Source organism: Corynebacterium sp. MSK008, assembly GCF_030232585.1.
Taxonomy (GTDB): Bacteria; Actinomycetota; Actinomycetes; order Mycobacteriales; family Mycobacteriaceae; genus Corynebacterium.
In genome coordinates this window covers 29,705-45,419 of the sequence record NZ_JASPJX010000002.1, presented here as the reverse complement: position 1 = coordinate 45,419, position 15,715 = coordinate 29,705, and the positions used below count along the sequence as shown (strand labels likewise).

Annotated in this window: 14 protein-coding genes; 7 read left to right on the top strand and 7 right to left on the bottom strand. The window is 65.2% G+C overall.

Features of this window, described 5'->3' with window-relative positions; genetic code table 11:
* Positions 1–2: 2 nt before the first annotated feature.
* Complete coding sequence (locus tag QP996_RS01895; protein WP_284870953.1) at positions 3–1,232, bottom strand: dicarboxylate/amino acid:cation symporter; 1,230 nt, start codon at positions 1,230–1,232, stop codon at positions 3–5.
* 134 nt (positions 1,233–1,366) lie between these two features.
* On the opposite strand from QP996_RS01895, the gene QP996_RS01890 reads away from it, so the two are divergent.
* From QP996_RS01890 to QP996_RS01880, 3 genes are read left to right on the top strand one after another with little or no spacing between them, the layout of a single operon-like run.
* Entirely contained in the window at positions 1,367–2,299 is a 933-nt protein-coding gene (locus tag QP996_RS01890) for a Sir2 family NAD-dependent protein deacetylase (RefSeq protein WP_284870952.1), read from the top strand.
* Positions 2,296–3,369: a glycosyltransferase 87 family protein gene (locus QP996_RS01885; protein WP_284870951.1), complete on the top strand. Its 1,074-nt coding sequence runs from the start codon at positions 2,296–2,298 to the stop codon at positions 3,367–3,369. Before QP996_RS01890 ends, QP996_RS01885 begins: the two co-directional genes overlap by 4 nt.
* Positions 3,296–4,186, top strand: coding sequence for a CAP domain-containing protein (locus QP996_RS01880; RefSeq protein ID WP_284870950.1), 891 nt, complete (start codon positions 3,296–3,298; stop codon positions 4,184–4,186). Before QP996_RS01885 ends, QP996_RS01880 begins: the two co-directional genes overlap by 74 nt.
* On the opposite strand, the gene QP996_RS01875 is transcribed toward QP996_RS01880, so the two are convergent.
* A complete protein-coding gene (locus QP996_RS01875; protein WP_284870949.1) occupies positions 4,121–4,906 on the bottom strand; it encodes a serine hydrolase in 786 nt (261 codons plus the stop codon). The genes QP996_RS01880 and QP996_RS01875 overlap by 66 nt on opposite strands.
* Positions 4,907–5,962 (bottom strand): ROK family transcriptional regulator, encoded by a 1,056-nt coding sequence (locus tag QP996_RS01870; RefSeq protein ID WP_284870948.1) that lies wholly within the window; start codon positions 5,960–5,962, stop codon positions 4,907–4,909.
* A gap of 66 nt (positions 5,963–6,028) precedes the next feature.
* Here QP996_RS01870 and QP996_RS01865 point away from each other — a divergent pair, with 66 nt between their 5' ends.
* A complete protein-coding gene (locus QP996_RS01865; protein WP_284870947.1) occupies positions 6,029–7,672 on the top strand; it encodes a DUF885 domain-containing protein in 1,644 nt (547 codons plus the stop codon).
* On the opposite strand, the gene QP996_RS01860 is transcribed toward QP996_RS01865, so the two are convergent.
* Positions 7,647–8,636 carry an AbrB family transcriptional regulator gene (locus QP996_RS01860; RefSeq protein WP_284870946.1) on the bottom strand — a complete coding sequence of 330 codons (990 nt, stop codon included), beginning with the start codon at positions 8,634–8,636 and terminating at the stop codon, positions 7,647–7,649. The genes QP996_RS01865 and QP996_RS01860 overlap by 26 nt on opposite strands.
* An 18-nt stretch (positions 8,637–8,654) precedes the next feature.
* Between QP996_RS01860 and QP996_RS01855 the strand changes: the two genes are divergently transcribed.
* A complete protein-coding gene (locus QP996_RS01855; protein WP_284870945.1) occupies positions 8,655–9,404 on the top strand; it encodes a TSUP family transporter in 750 nt (249 codons plus the stop codon).
* On the opposite strand, the gene QP996_RS01850 is transcribed toward QP996_RS01855, so the two are convergent.
* Positions 9,387–10,838, bottom strand: a complete 1,452-nt coding sequence (locus QP996_RS01850) for an amino acid permease (protein ID WP_284870944.1) — start codon at positions 10,836–10,838, stop codon at positions 9,387–9,389. The genes QP996_RS01855 and QP996_RS01850 overlap by 18 nt on opposite strands.
* Positions 10,839–10,926: 88 nt before the next feature.
* On the opposite strand from QP996_RS01850, the gene QP996_RS01845 reads away from it, so the two are divergent.
* Positions 10,927–11,571 carry a Rib/alpha-like domain-containing protein gene (locus QP996_RS01845; RefSeq protein ID WP_284870943.1) on the top strand — a complete coding sequence of 215 codons (645 nt, stop codon included), beginning with the start codon at positions 10,927–10,929 and terminating at the stop codon, positions 11,569–11,571.
* Here QP996_RS01845 and QP996_RS01840 read toward each other — a convergent pair.
* Positions 11,552–13,654 (bottom strand): ATP-dependent RNA helicase, encoded by a 2,103-nt coding sequence (locus QP996_RS01840; protein WP_284870942.1) that lies wholly within the window; start codon positions 13,652–13,654, stop codon positions 11,552–11,554. The genes QP996_RS01845 and QP996_RS01840 overlap by 20 nt on opposite strands.
* A 25-nt stretch (positions 13,655–13,679) precedes the next feature.
* Here QP996_RS01840 and thpR point away from each other — a divergent pair, with 25 nt between their 5' ends.
* A complete protein-coding gene (thpR, locus tag QP996_RS01835) occupies positions 13,680–14,222 on the top strand; it encodes an RNA 2',3'-cyclic phosphodiesterase (protein ID WP_284870941.1) in 543 nt (180 codons plus the stop codon).
* On the opposite strand, the gene QP996_RS01830 is transcribed toward thpR, so the two are convergent.
* Positions 14,219–15,682: an HNH endonuclease signature motif containing protein gene (locus QP996_RS01830; protein ID WP_284870940.1), complete on the bottom strand. Its 1,464-nt coding sequence runs from the start codon at positions 15,680–15,682 to the stop codon at positions 14,219–14,221. The two genes, thpR and QP996_RS01830, sit on opposite strands and share 4 nt — an antisense overlap.
* Positions 15,683–15,715: the final 33 nt, after the last annotated feature.

The following is a 15,715-nucleotide window of genomic DNA, read 5'->3' as shown; positions in this document are numbered from 1 at the left end:
GCCTACCAGCGGGATTCGTCGAGAATCTTCTCGCGCTTCGCCACCACCGTCGCCACGACGGACTGGCCGGTGACGTTGACGGCGGTGCGGCCCATGTCCACGATCGGGTCCACCGCCAGTAGCAGGCCCACGCCGGCGAGCGGCAGGCCCAGGGTGGACAGCGTCAGGGTGAGCATGACGGTCGCGCCGGTGGTGCCTGCGGTGGCGGCGGACCCCAGCACGGACACGATCACGATGAGTACGTAGTCCGAGATGGACAGGTCGATGCCGTAGAATTGCGCCACGAACAGGGCGGCGATGGCGGGGTAGATGGAGGCGCAGCCGTCCATCTTGGTGGTGGCGCCGAGCGGGATGGCAAAGGAGGCGTACTCGCTGGGCACGCCCATAGCTTCCTCGGTGGTGCGCTGAGTTACCGGCATCACGCCCATAGAAGAACGGGTGGCAAATCCCAGCGTGGTCACGGGCCACACGCGGCGGAAGAACTCCAGCACCGGGATGCGGTGTGCGGCCAAGACAACGGGGTAGAGCGCGAAGATCACCAGCGCCAGGCCGATGTAGACGGCCAGCACGAACTTGCCCAGCGAGCCGAGCGCGTCCCAGCCGTAGGACGCCACCGCGTTGCCGATCAGGGCGGCGGTGCCGATCGGGGCGAGGCGGATGATCCACCACAGCACCTCCTGGACCACCTTGAGCAGGGAGCCGGAGAACTCGATGAACGGCTCGGCGGCCTTGCCCACGCGCACCGCGGCGATGCCGAGCAGCAGCGAGACCACCAGGATCTGCAGGACGTTGAACTTCACGGACTCGCCGGACACACCCAGGCCGAGGATGTTGGAGGGCACCACGGAGTTCAAAAAGCCCATCCACGAGCCTGTCGACGTCGGCTCGGCCGCCGTGCCCGCATCCACCGAGGTGTTCGCGCCGGGCTTGATCACCAGGCCGACGAGGATGCCGATGACCACGGAGAAGAACGCGGTGATGGCGAACCACACTAGGGTCTGCACGGCCAGGCGCGCGGCGTTGGTGACCTGGCGCAGGTTGGCAATGGAGGTGACCACCGCGGTGAACACCAGCGGCGGGATCAGCAGTTTCAGCAGCTGGACGTAAGTTGATCCGACCCAGTCCAGGGTGTCGGCCAGCGGCTGGACGTCCACGGCGATGAAGCCGAGGATGAGGCCGATGATCAGGCCGTAGATAACTTGTGCGCCGAAGCTAGTTGCCCACTTAGGCACGAGCGGCTCCTTCTAGACAGAATGGTTCACTTATGCGATAAAGACGTGGATAAACTACTCCTTCGGTCCGAAAATGTAAACCACACAAATAGACCACACGGTCTGTTTCGGGCACAGGATAGACTCCCCAGACGATGGAACCCCACTTCGACGACCCAGCAATCGCCATGGCGCACCGCTCCGCCGTGCGCTCCATCGAGCGGGTCGTCACCGAAACCACCGCGCCCACCCCGAATGCGAAAGCCAAGATCCTCGACCAGCTAGGCAACCCAAAAACCCTGGTCATCACCGGCGCTGGCATCTCCACCGATTCGGGAATTCCCGATTACCGCAGTAAAAACGGGCGCCTGACCAAGTCCCGCCCGATGACGTTCCAGGAGTTCGCGCACTCGCCGACCCAGGTGCACCGCTACTGGGCCCGCGCGTTCGTGGGCACGCGCTACATGCGAGCCGCCCGCCCCAACCGCGCGCACTTCGCCCTCGTTGAGCTGGAGAGGGCGGGGTTGATCCGCGGCATCATCACCCAAAACGTCGACGGGCTGCATACCCAGGCCGGCTCCGGCAACGTCATCGCGCTGCACGGGGACATGGACCACGTCGTCTGCCTCGACTGCAAAACGTTGCACGAGCGTTCGCTTATCGACGCCCTGCTCACCGCCGCCAACCCCACCTACTTCGACTCCGTGGAAGTCGAGGGCTCAATGCTGAACCCGGACGGCGATGTGGAGCTGAAGCAATCCGACGTCGAGCGCTTCCGCATGATCGCCTGCCCGACCTGCGGCAGTCACAGGCTCAAGCCGCATGTGGTGTACTTCGGCGAGGGGGTGCCGAAAAAGCGCAGACTAGCTGCGGATGCTTGGCTAAAGGAATCCGCAGGCGTGATCGCGATCGGCACCTCGTTGGCGGTGATGAGCGGCTACAAGTTCATCCTCGACGCGAAAAAGCAGGGCAAACCCACCGCCGTGATCAACGGCGGGCCGGGCCGCGCCGACGCCAAGGTGGACACCTTGTGGCGCGCACAAGTCGCCGACGCGCTCGACGACATCCTGGACGGGCTCGACCTGTGATCGGTCTTCTCCTCCTGCTGGCGTTTGCAATTTGGCGCTACATCGACACCGGCCTGCCCAACGCGTTCACCACCGAGTTCCCCAGCGACCTGAAGGTCTATCTCTTGGGCGGCGAGAAGGTCACCGGACACCAGCCGCTCTACGCAACCGACCTGCTTCCCGGCCTGCCGTTTACCTACCCGCCGTTCGCGGGCGTGGTGTTTTCGTGGTTGACGGAAAGCACCGCGCTCGGTATCGCGTGGAAAGCATTATCCGTGCTGGTGGTTCTGCTCGTGGTGCGGGCGTCCACAAGCAAAAATGCCCTCCTGCTCACCGCAGTGTTCGTGCTGTGCCTTTCGCCGGTGCAGGGCACGCTGTTTTTCGGCCAGATCAACCTGCTGCTCATGGGCCTAGTGTGCCTGGATTTCCTTCCCCGTTACAGGCTTCCGGGCATCGGTGTCGGGCTCGCCGCGGGACTGAAGCTCACGCCGGCGTTTTTCATCCTCCTGCTCATGCAGCAGCGCCGGTGGGGTGCGGTGTTCATTGCCGCATTTACGTTCCTGTGTACCGTGGCCACCGGCTTTTCCGAGGTCACAGACGCGAAGACCTTCTGGACCGACGCCATCTTCCGCACCACCCGCATCGGCGCCGACGACAACCCGGGTGCGCAGTCCATCCGCCAGGTCCTCGCCCGCGCCGGCTACGACGAGTTGTGGCTCTGGCTTGTCCTTAGCGCGTTGGTCACGGCCCTCGGGCTTTTTGCTTCTCGACGAGCTCCCGCCCCCCTCGCCGTCTCCTTCATCGGCATGACGTCCTGCCTGGTCAGCCCGTTTTCCTGGTACCACCACTGGGTGTGGATCCTGCCGATGCTGGCATACGTTTACAACCGCTGGGGCGCGATCGTGCTCGCGCTGTTTATGGTGCCGTTTGCGTCGGTGAACGTGTTCCACGCCCCGCAGCTGCTGTTCACCATCGGCCCAGTCGGCTTCATGCTCTGGCACACGCTACGCTCAGGGTATGCGCACCCGTTTATTCGCCGCGGCAACCGCGGCCGCCACCGCCCTGACGCTTGCCCCGTCCGCCGCCGCTGACCCGGCGCCCGTCACCGGGGTGGAGCTGAACCAGCCGGCCGACCAGGTCATCGCCGTGGAGGCGAAGTTTAACCTCACCTCCGACCAGGAAATCGCCATGCGTGAGCTCCGCAAGCTGCGCGGGGACATGTGGGACCGCAACGTGCCTTTCGACGGCACCACGTTGCGCCAGGCCGCCGCCAAGCACGGCCTGACCTCCCGCGACGCCTACGTCAACGCGGCCCAGTACGATGCCGGCCTGTCCCGCATCGCGCTGCAGCGCGGCGCCGAGGCGGCGAAGTTCTTCCGCCACCAGCGCCCGTACAACTCCACCTGCTACGGCAACTGCGGCGACAACGACACCGCCACCTACAAGGGCAAGGCCGCGCCGGGGGAGAACCTGCACTCCGTCGCCAGCATGGACAAAGCGATGCAGGGCTGGGGCTACGGCGAGGTAAGCGACCTCATCCGCGCGAACGGCCACTTCAACAACGGCAACGGCCACCTGCACAACCTGCTGGACCCGAGGATGCGCTCCTACGGCTTCGCCAGCGTGGTCACCGCAGAAGGTGAAGCTTCCGTGACCTCCGCCTGTAGTATCGGCGCCGGCAACGAGGGCATCGAAGGTGAGCAGAACACCGTCCTGCACCGCCCGGCCAACGGCAGGGAAAAGCCCAGCACCACGCCGAAGAAGCTCGTCTTCGGCGGTGCCGACTCGTCCTCCTCGCCCAAGGAGATCATCAGCATCATCGCCGCTGTGCTGACGGTGCTGTCAGTGCTGCAGACCCTGTATAGGTTCGTCCAGCCGCAGCTGCAACAGTTCCGCAACCTTGTCTAGCGCGACCGTAGTGTCGTCGTAGCTGCCGTCCTCGCTGCGCGCGCCGATGGCTACCCCGTAGCCGTCGAACCAGCCGAACTGGCGGGTGTGCCAGGAGCCGTCGGTCTCGTCGTCGGACCAGCCGCCCTTGAACGGCACGGTCGCTAGCGTGCCCAGCCCGTAGGACTGGTCTTCGGCGATGTGGTGCATCTCCATGATCACCGGGTCGTCCTCGTCCTGCTGGCTGAGGTAGAACGCGTAGCGCGCCTGCCCGGGAAACGACCAGCTGGTGGTGCCGAAGGCGCCTTCCACCTGCACCTTGGAGCCGGACTTGGCAATCTCGTCGCGGACCTTCTCCCCGGCTTCTTTGTCGCTGCCCATGCAGTCCCACAGGGTGCGGGCGGAGTCGTTGTCGGACCACTCGATCGAGGCTTCGGTGAGTTCCTCGACGTACTCCTCGCCGTAGTCGCAGTGCTCCACCGCGGCGCGGGCGATGGGGATCTTGATGGTGGACCAGGCCGGTAGTGCGTAGAGGGATCCGGTTTGCGTCATCTCGGATCCGTCGAAAAGCGCGACGCCCACCTCAGTGTCCGTCTCCTTTTCAATTGCGGCCACCTCCTTATCCAGCCCCTCGAAGGGGTCCGGCGCGGGTTGGGTGGTCACCTCGGTGCGCAACGGCTCGGCCTCCTGGGCGGCACAACCGGCCAGGAGCAGCACGCAAGCCCAAGCGGCGCGCTTCATCTACGCCCCCGCCACCTTCAGCGGCTCGCGCAGCACGTAGTCCAGCGCCACGGCGCGGGCGATGTCGCGCACGACCTCGCGGTGGGTGGGGATCAGGCGCAGCTCCGGGCGGCAGTTCGCCTCCGAGCGCACGGTGCGGGCGAACGGTGCGGCAGCCAGCGGGTCGTCGATAAACGCGCTGCCCGCCACGACCACCGTCGCGGGGGAGTAGTTACTGCACAGCCCCGCCACCAGCGAACCCAGGCCCCGCGCGCGGCGGTCCAGCGCGTAGCGGGTGTCCTCGCGCGAGTCGGTCACCGCGTCTTTGAGCGTGCGAATATCCTCCACGCCGATGGCGTCGATCAGGCCCCGGGTGGTCAGCTCGCCCTGCTCCACCTCGATCGGCTCCACGCCGTCCGGGTGGGAGATGGCGCAGGCGATGGAGTCGTCTGCGAACAGCGCCATCACCGACGGGATGTTCAGCGATGCGGTGGACTGCATCTCCGAGCCGACAATCGCGCTGGAGATGGAGGAAACCTCCACCGGCACCGAGAACTGCTCGCGCAGCTGGTCGCCGATGTCCACGCCGTCCCAGCCCAGGTTGGGCGCGAAGACTTTGCCGCCTTCGCGCACCGTGCCGGAGGTGGTCACGCCCACGGTGCGGATGGGGCGCTCCAGCTTGGTGGTCATCTGGTTCAGCTCCGCCATCATGGACTGGATGAAGTCGTCCTCGCTGACGTTTTTCACCGTGATTTCCATGTCGCGGCACAGCAGCGTGCGGCCCTTCAGGTCGAACAGGGCCACGTAGGTGGATTTCGTGCCCACCGACACACCCGCGTGCACGCCGGGGGTGTCCGCCAGCTCCAGCGGGATGGTGGGGCGGCCGCGCCCCTTGGACTGGGTCAGGTCGTTGCGCTCGGTGACGTAACCTGCGTCCACCAGCGCGGAGATCGCGCGTGTGACGGTTGGCTGCGACAGGCCGGTTGCTTTCACAAGATCGCTTCTCGACGTCGTCTCGTGCAGCCGAATAAGGTGCAGACACTTGGCTGCGGGCGTTCGTGGGCGTGAGAAGGTCATATGAATATATTTACCTGGCCCCTGACGTAATTGTCCATTTGGCCAGCTCCGATACAATCGCTCGGCATGACCAACGAAAGCTGGCGCGAGCCGTCCTTATTGGACGCCACTTGTGAGGACTTTGTCTACGACCTCGCCGAGATCAGCCCCACCCTTGCCACCCAGATCGGCATCGACGGCCACGACGGGGAGCTGCAGGATTTTTCCCCGGACTACTGGGGGCGCCTGGCCGACAGGATGCGCGACCTTGTCGCGGACGTGGACGCGCTCAACGACTCCACGGACGCCTCCGACGACGAGGACGACTTCGACGACGTGGACAACCTCACCGCTGCGATCCTGCGCGACCGAATGAGCGCGGAGCTGGAGTTCCACCACCGCGGCGAGCTGTTGTGCCGGCTGAACAACATCGACTCGCCGGTGCAGACCATCCGCGACTCGTTTGCGCTGATGCCGAAGGTGACGGAGGAGGACTTCGACAACATTGCCTCGCGAATGTCGCGGATTCCGAGTGCGTTGGCGGGCTACCGCGAGTCTCTGAGCGAGGCGGCGTCGACAGGCGATGTGGCTTCCCACCGCCAGATCGACGCAGTGATCAACCAGTGCGAGCTTCTGGGCGATACCGAATCCCAGCTGGACCACCTGGGCCTGTCGCCCGATTCGCACGTGGTGGGGCATGCCAAGGAGGCCTTCCTGGAGATGGCGGACTGGCTGTCCACAGAGCTGTCGCCGCAGGCATCCCACAACGACGGCGTGGGCCGCGAGCGATACCAGCTGTTCGTCGAGTTTTTCCACGGCCGCGAGGTGGACTTGGACACCAGCTACGACTGGGCTCAGGAAGAACTGGCCAAGACCGTGGAGGAGCAGCGCGCCATCGCGCACGAGCTCTACGGCGACATCTCCGTGGCAGGCGCCTACCGCAACCTGAACCAGGACGAGCGCTACATCCTCCGCGGCACGGACGCGCTGATCGAGTGGATGTCCGAGCTCAACGACAAGGCCTCCGACACCTTCCACGTGCCCGAAGGCCTGCACACGGTGGAGTGCGGCATCGACCGCGCCGGATCCGGCGGCATCTTCTACACCCCGCCCAGCGACGACATGATCCGCCCCGGCACCATGTGGTGGTCCGTGCCGGAAGGCCAGGAGACGTTCCACACCTGGCAGGAGATGTCCACCGTGTTCCACGAGGGTGTGCCGGGCCACCACCTGCAGCACGGCTACGCCTTGCTTAACCGCAGCGAGCTGAATTTGTGGCGCCGCTCCGTGTGTTGGAACTCCGCCCACGGCGAGGGCTGGGCGCTCTACACCGAGCACCTCATGGAGGACCACGGCTTCTTCGAGGACCCCGGCTACCGCATGGGCCTGCTCGACTCCAGGCGCCTGCGCCTCGCCCGCGTGATGGTGGACATCGGCGTCCACCTGGGCAAGTGCACCCCGGAGGGCACCGGCACCTGGGACGCCCAATACGCGAAGGCCTTCCTGCGCGACAACACCGCCATGCCGGAGGCGAACCTGGCCTTCGAGCTGGACCGCTACATGGGCTGGCCCGGCCAGGCGCCGTCGTACGCGCTGGGCTACAAGGACTGGGTGGACCTGCGCCGCCAGGCGATGGCCCAGGGGATGACTGAGCACGAGTTCCACGTCAAGGCGCTGAAGCTCGGCTCCATGCCCATGGACATGCTCACGAACGAGGTGCTCCACCACTAAGGATCTTGGGCAGCCACCCGGCGATGAGGATCACCATGATCAGCCGGATCACCTGCAGCGCCACCACGGCCGGGCTGGTGGCCAGCACCAGCACCGTCTCCAGCGCGCCGGGGCTGGTGGCCAGGTAGCCCTCGTAGAAACTCAGGCCCAGCCACTTGGACATGAGCCACCCCATGCCGGCGCACGCGAGCATCAGCCCGGCGATGTAGGCCAGCGTGGCGGGCAGCAGGCGGGAGAACCGGCGCAGCGCGGGCACGGACAGCCCGCCGCCGCACATCCACCCGATGGCCAAAAAGCCCACGATGGAAAGCAGCTGCGGCGGCACGATGGTCACGTCTATGAGCGAGCCCACCAGCACCGTCAGCGCCATCGGGCCGAAGACTGAGGGGTTGGGAAACCGCAGCAGTTTGCCCGCGAACAACCCGCAGACGATCAGCGCCGGGACCAGCAGCCACATCCACCAGTAGGGCTCGAGTTCGATCTGGGTGGCGGGAGAAAACTGCGAGGCGACCAGCGGCAGCGACACGGACACGATGAGCAGGCGCAGGTACTGGCTGAGGCTGACGTAGCGGATGTCCGCGCCCACGTCGCGCGCGATCGCCGGCATCAGCGACGCCCCGCCGGGCAGAAGTGAAAGCACGCCCGTTTCCCGTGAAACGCCGTGGTTGGACAAAACTAAACCGCCGGCAAACCCCATGGCAATCACCACCGCGCCCGCAACCACGCCCGGCAGCAGATAGGGCAGCGGGTTCATCCCCACCAGCGGCAGCGCCGCAAACACGCCGACGGTGCCGCGGGCAAAGGTGAACAGGTGCTCGTTGACGGGCAGGTCGTCCTGCGTCACCAGCGCCACCGATCCGGCCCCCAGAATCCCGGCGAGGATCCATGCTGCTGGGACCCCCAGATACGAAAACAGCAGCCCGAGCGCCACCGACAACGGAGCAGCGACAAGCCAACGGTTCATGTGGGGCATAGTAGTCCCGTGATTGTTTTCCTCCTCGCCGCGTCCGCGTTCGCCGGTTGGATCGACGCCGTGATCGGCGGCGGCGGTCTCGTGCTCATCCCGGTGCTGATGTCGGCCACGTCCATGCCGGCGGCGTCTGTTCTGGCCACGACCAAGGTCGCGGCGATCTCGGGCACCGCGTCCGCCGCCGCCACCCTCGTGCGCCGCGTTGGAGTCCCCAGGGTGACCTGGATCTACGCGTTTATCGCCGGAGTCGCCGCCGCGCTCGGCGCCAGAGCGGTTTCGCTTATCGACGACTCCGTGGCCACCCCAATCATCCTCATCCTTCTTATCGGAGTGGGTGTCTTTGTGGCGCTGAACCCGAAGTTCGGGCAGGAGGACGCCAGCATCTTTTCCGGCAAACGCCTCGGACTCGCCGCGCTTGCTGTGGCGCTGATCGGCGGCTACGACGGCGTGTTCGGCCCCGGCACCGGCATGTTCCTCATCATGGCCTTTACTGCCGTGTTCACCCAGGGTTTTGTGCGTTCGGCGGCGATGGCGAAGGTGGTCAACACCGCAACGAACCTGGGCGCGTTGTTGGTGTTCGGGCTCGGCGGCTTCATCAACTGGAAGCTTGCGATCACCCTCGCAGTCGCCAACGTTGTGGGCGCGCAGCTGGGTGCGCGCACGGTGCTCAAGGGTGGATCGACGCTGGTGCGCGTGGCGCTCCTTGGGCTCGTCGTCACGCTGTGTGCGAAGTTGGGCTGGGACCTACTCCAACACCAGTGACCCGTTGGCCAGGCCAATCACCGCGATCACGGCCGCGACCAGCACCACCGCGACGACGACCTTTTCGAAGGGGTTGAAGAGCTTGTCGCCGTGCTTGCGGCGCGTCCAGATGTAGGGGGCCAGGCCTGGCACAACGGCGAGCGCGCCGAGCAGCACGTACACTGGGTCCGCGGCGTAGATCAGCCAGAGTGAGTACACCGAGCCGATCAGGCCCACGATAAGGTGCCTGCGGTTGTCGCGGCGGGACACCTCAGGCCCGGAGTCGTCGAAACGCGTGCCGGCGTGCGGGTGCGTCAGGCCCTTGCCACGGATGGTCAGCAGCACCAGGTAGATGGAGGAGAAGATGTAGGGCAGCAGATACATGATGGTGGCCAGCTGCACCATGGCGTTGTAGGACGCCGAGGAGAGGAAGAACACCACCACGAAGAACTGGATCGCCAGCGTGGACAGCAGCTGCGCGCGCACCGGCGAGCCGTTTTCGTTGTGGCGGCCCATCGAGCGCGGCAGCAGGCCGTCCTGCGCCATCATCACGATCGGCTCGGCGCACAGCATCTGCCACGACACATACGCGCCTAAAACAGAAAGGCACAGGCCGATGGAGATCAGGGCGCCGCCCCACGGGCCCACCACCTGCTCGAGCACCGCGCCCATGGAGTTGTCCGGCAGCGCCGCCAGCTCCTCCTGGCTGAGCACGCCGTAGGAGAGGGTGGACACCGCCACCAGGAGGCCCAAAACGGACAGGAAGCCGATGATGGTGGCCTTGCCCACGTCGCTACGCACGCGCGCCTGCTTCGAGTACACCGAGGCGCCCTCGATGCCGATGAAAACCCAGACGGTGTAGAGCATGATGCCCTTGAGCTGGTCCGTGAAGGGGATGTGTGAACCCCAGAAATCCATGGTGAAGCGGTCCCAGGAGAAGCCGAGGAACGCCACCAGCACAATGAAGGCGAGGATGGGCAGCAGTTTGGCCACGGTCGTCACCGCATTCATCACCGCCGCCTGCCTCAAGCCGCGTGTCAGGCCGTAAAAGATCAGCCAGCTCATTGCACTCACCGAGAGAGCCAGCACCCAGCGGTTGGAGAAGGCCGGGAAGTAGTAACCGAGGGTGTTAATGAACAGTGTGGCGTAACCCACCTGGGCCATTACGGAGCCGAGCCAGTAGCCCATGCCGGAGGTAAACCCGATGAAATCGCCTAGCCCCGCCCGCACGTAGGAGTAGACGCCGGAGTCCAGGTGCGGCTTCCTCACCGCCAGGATTTGGAAGACGAAGGCGATGGAGAGCATTCCCACGCCCGCGATGGCCCAGCCGGTGAGCATGGCGCCCGGGCTGGCTACTGAACCGATGTTGTGGGGCAGCGCGAAAATGCCGGACCCGATGGTGGATCCGATAATGAGTGAGACCAAGGTCCACACGGAAACAGTGCGCTTTGACATTGCGATTAAGACTACACCAGGACTTGTCTACTACAATCATCAAATATTCAAAGCCATATAAACATCTACAACTGAGGAAACCTGAGAAATGCGCACCAAACTTATCGCCTTCACGAGCGCGCTTGCGCTCGCCTGCGCGTCCGTTTCCCCAGCTCAGGCCGAAGATGGGTACGATCCCGCCAACGTGGTTCCGGGCCTTACAGCAACCGTAGAACCCCCGCTGCCACTCGGCGCAGCATGGTACGAAGCGAACGACATGCCTAGCTGGGCAACGCTCACGCCAGACGGCACCATCCGCCTCGAACCGGGGGAGGACATCAGCCCCGGTGTGTACACGTGGACCGTGACCGCGACGTTCGCGGACGACACCACCCAGGACTTCCCGGTCCGCGTCACCGTGGGCGACGAGACTGAGGATGAGGCGTCCCAGGAAGGCGCCGTCATCGACGCGTTTGTTCAGTACGCCCCGGAGGTCTCGCACCGCTGCGCCGCCACGGCCCTCGGCGTCGGCCTGCCGCTGCTTGTGTTGCTGCCCCTCGGGTTCGCGTCCCAGCTGAGCATCCCGTTCGTTGCTCGCCAGGATCACCTGCAGCTGCAGGTGGACGACGTGCCGCTGCAGTTGGACGTGAAGCTGCGCGACCTCAATTCCAGGGACGTGGACATGGGCATCGCCGCCATTCTCGCCGCCGCGGGTCTCGTCGGCGCCGGCGCCATCATTTCTCAGTGCCAGTAGGGTCCTCGGGCCACGCGTGTTTGGGGTAGCGGCCCCGCATCTCCTTGCGCACCTGCTGGTACGGCCCCTCCCAGAAGCTGTCTAGGTCGTCCGTCACCGCGAGCGGGCGCCCGGCGGGGGAGAGCAGGTGGTACAGCACCTTCACGCCCGAGACAGTCTGCCCCTTCTGGCCAAACATGTGCTGCAGCTTCACGCGCTTCACCGGCCTGCCGCTGCCGTACTGGTATTCCTTCGGCGCCGCCGCATCCAGCTCCGCCACTTGCTGCCAATTCAGTTGGCGCAACATCGCCTGCCGCATGTCGCAGCTGCCTATCGACGCACCTTCGGCCACCCCACGCACCTCGACCGAATAATCGCCCTGGCTGACATCCGGCCAGCCCAGCGTCTCGTGCAGGAAGTCCAGCCGCTCTTTCAAGTGCTGCTCCTCCTTGGTGAGCGGGAAGCTGTCGAAGTCCACGTCTGTCAGCGCCTCCGCCGCCTCGTCCGGGGTGAGCTTGACCGGAGTGGAGCTGAGTTCGATCGCACCAATCCTGGCCACCTTCCGGCCCCGGACCTTGCCGTCCTCCAGGTAGGCCACCTTGTCCTCCACCACTCGGTGCTCCGGGAACGCAATCGGCGCAGCTTCCCGGATGACCGCTCCGCTGTGGGTCCTTTGCACCTCCGCGGCTGCGATCCACTCGGCGTTCGAGTTGAACTTTGCGCGGGTGCCTGAAGCCAGCTGGTATTCGTCGCCGACCTTCTTGGCTATCCACTGCGGAAACGCAGACGCAATCACCTCGCCCGGGTCCACAGGGCCCTTGTCTTCGACTAACCTGCGCAGCCTCTTCGCGTCTGTTTCACCCGCAAGCCTCGCCACAGTCGGCGCTGCTTGGGAGCCCCACTCCAGCAGCGCCGCACCCAACCTCGGGTCCAGGGGCAGGCTCGCCAGTTTCTTGCCGAAGTCCGTGATTGTGCCGTTTCGTGTCGCCCCGAGCTGCTCGAGGTTGGATTCGGCTTCGGTGAGGTCCTTTGGTTCGTCGATAAGCGGTAAGTCCGGCGACCCCCACGCCTTCATGGTCAGCAGCGCGCCGGTGAGGTCCGCGGTGAGGATCTCCGGGGTGATGTCCGGCTGCATTTTTGCGTACTCGTCGCGGGAGAAGACGCGCACCACCTCGCCGGGGCCTAATCTTCCCGCGCGGCCGGCCCGCTGGTCGGCGCTGGTTTTCGCCTCCGTCACCGTGACCAGGCCCGTCATGCCCCGGTTGTCGCGCTTGGGCACCCGGGATAGGCCGGCGTCCACCACCTTGCGCACGCCCGGCACAGTTATCGACGACTCCGCCACCGACGTCGCCACCACCACCCTGCTGGTTCCCCTCAAGGTTTCGTCCTGCTCTTTGCTGCTCTGGCGGCCGTGGAGCGGCTTCGCTTCGTCCAGGAACCCACAAACCAGCTCCACCTCGCGCACCCCAGGCACGAACACAAGCGTTCGGTGTTCGCTTGCGGTCTGCGCCGCGACGTGACGATAAAACTCCTTCGTCCCCTGGATCCTTTCCGCGTGCGGCGAGTACCGGATGTCCAGCGGGTGCGTCACTGCCTCCGTGGACAGGATCTGCGCGCCCATGTGGTCCGCGAACTTTCTAGCGTCGAGGGTGGCCGACATGGCGGCGAGGTACAGGTCATCGCGCAACAGGGCGACCTCCATGCACATCGCCAGCACCAGATCCGTGTCCAGCTGGCGCTCGTGCACCTCATCGATCACCACCGCATTGACGCCTTCCAGGCCGGGGTCCTTGAGCAGGCGGTTCAGCAGCACCCCCGGCGTGACAAATTCGACCAACGAGCCGTCCTTGTGCTCGCCGCGGATGCTGTAGCCGACTTTTTCGCTGTCGCTGAGGTGCGCAAGCCTCTGCGCCGCTGACCGCACCGCAACCCTCCGGGGCGCCGTGACCAGCGTTTTCCCCACCTTGTTCGCGATCGCCGGCGGCACCAGCGTGGTCTTGCCCGTGCCGGGCGGCGCCTCCACCACCAGCGGCCCATTGTCCGGCAGTTGGTCGATGACGCGCGACACGGGCAAATCCCGTCCGATTTTCGCGAGGTCAAACATGGCAATTAAGGGTAGCGTGTGGGCCATGAGACGCCTCTTCGCAGCGATCGTCCCTCCGGCCGATGTTCGCGAACACCTCATCACCGCCCTGCGGCCCATCCGGAACTTCTCGGGCACAGAGGTGCGGTGGGCCGACCCCGACAATTGGCACATCACGGTCGCCTTCTACGGGTCGCAGCCCAACGACGCCGCCGCGGTCATCGACCACCTGGCCCAAGCCACCGCCTTCACCCGGCCCTTGAGGTTGCACCTCCGAGGGGCCGGGTGTTTTGATCGGCGCACCATGTGGATCGGGGTCGGCGGCGACAAAGCACCCCTAAAAGACCTGATGGCGGACTGCCAGCTCGACCCGGACATGCGCCGCCGGCAGCGCGCGCACCTTACCGTCGCGCGGACCGGCACTCGCACAAGGGATCCTTGGCTTCTCGACGACCACGCCCACGCCCTCGCCATCTACACCGGCCCCGAATTCGCCGCCGATGAAGTGCTGCTGTTGGAGTCACACCTGGGCAGGGGCCGAAGTGGCGGCCCAAAGTACGAGGTAGTGGATAGGTTCTACCTGCGTTAGTGCTCCTCCTCCGGGTCGGGGAACGGGGCCTCGACCGGTTCTTCGGGCAAGGGTTCCACGTACGGCATCTCCGGGGCGAACCCGAACTTCATGCCGTACTCCTGCTCCAGGTCCTCTATCGCGGCGGTGGCCTGCTCGATATCCAGGTCCTGCTCGAAAGTGTCCAGGATTGTGTGGCCTTTGGCGAAAAACTCCGCAGCCCGGGCACGGTTCTTGCGCACGGCGGACATGCTGGACTGCCACCTGGGATTGTGGGGCGTGAACTGGTCGCGCAGGAGGCCATCTTCCACGGTGACCACGTAGGAACCGTCGGCGAACAGCCAGATGATGTCCCCGGTGTGCGGGTCCGGGATGTAGAACGCCGTCCGATCAGTTTTCATGTTGTGGTGCCGCTGGCACAGGGGGTAGAGGTTGTCCGCCTCTGTTGGGCCGCCCTCGTCGTACGGGATGCGGTGGTCCAACTGGCACTGTTCGGCGGGGCGGTTGCACTCCGGGTAGATGCAGGTGCGGTTACGGGCGTAGACGGCGTGGCGCATTCCCTCGCTGGGAACGTAGCCCCGCAGCCGCTTTTCCAGTTCGGCGTCGAGGTCCCGCTCGTCGATGAAGGTGTCGGCGATCCACCGCTCGAAGGCGGTGGCGGCCTCCGGCTCCGTCCATCCGCAACCGGGGATGAAAACCGGGTCGCCGTTTCCGCGGTTCTTTGGGCTGTACACGTTCAGTACCGGCGCGATCTCGATGCCGATGGTTTCTCCGGCGAGCAGCTTGATGGCCGCATCGGAGGTGCTGATGCCGAGCTTGCGCGCAACCTCGGCGACGTTGGCCTGGATCCTCCGGCCGTCCAGAGAATTAGTGTCCAGCTGCACGATCGACCGGTCGCGGTACTCGTAGATGCCGAACTTTTCTGAGTTGTCCTGCTCGCGCTTGTCGCGCTTGCGCTTGTCGTAGGCGCGGCTTTTGTCCGTGCGCTTGATCGCTGCCCGGATGCGGTCCGTGACGGTCTTGCGCTGGGGAACTGCCTGGTCGTGGCGGGTGGGGGTGAAGGTGTCGGACAGGATGCCGTCGATAAGCATGAGTGCTTCCTCGTCCACATCCTCCCCGAGTTCCTCAATCGCGGTGTAGACCGCGGTCAGGTGCCCCACGTCCAGCAGGCGCGTTTCCTGCTGCAGCTCGCGCAGACGTGGGAGGTCCTGCAGCGCGGCGTGGCCAAGGATCGCGTTTTTGACAAACCCCTTGTGCCAGCCGGTGGCGAGCTGCAGTTGCGTCACCGTGGCGTCGAAATCCTCGACGTCGAAACCGGGGTACGCGTAGTGCCCAAACATGGTCCAGTAGGTGTCCCGGATGGCCTGGGCGCATTCGCTATCCGGGTCGTGTTCTCGCTGGTTACGGAATTTTTTCGGTGCTGTGGTGGCGGTGGTCACGGTCGCCCCTCTCGTCGTGGTACGCTCAACAATATAGAACATACAAACGACTGTCAAGAGGTATGCCAGCACAAA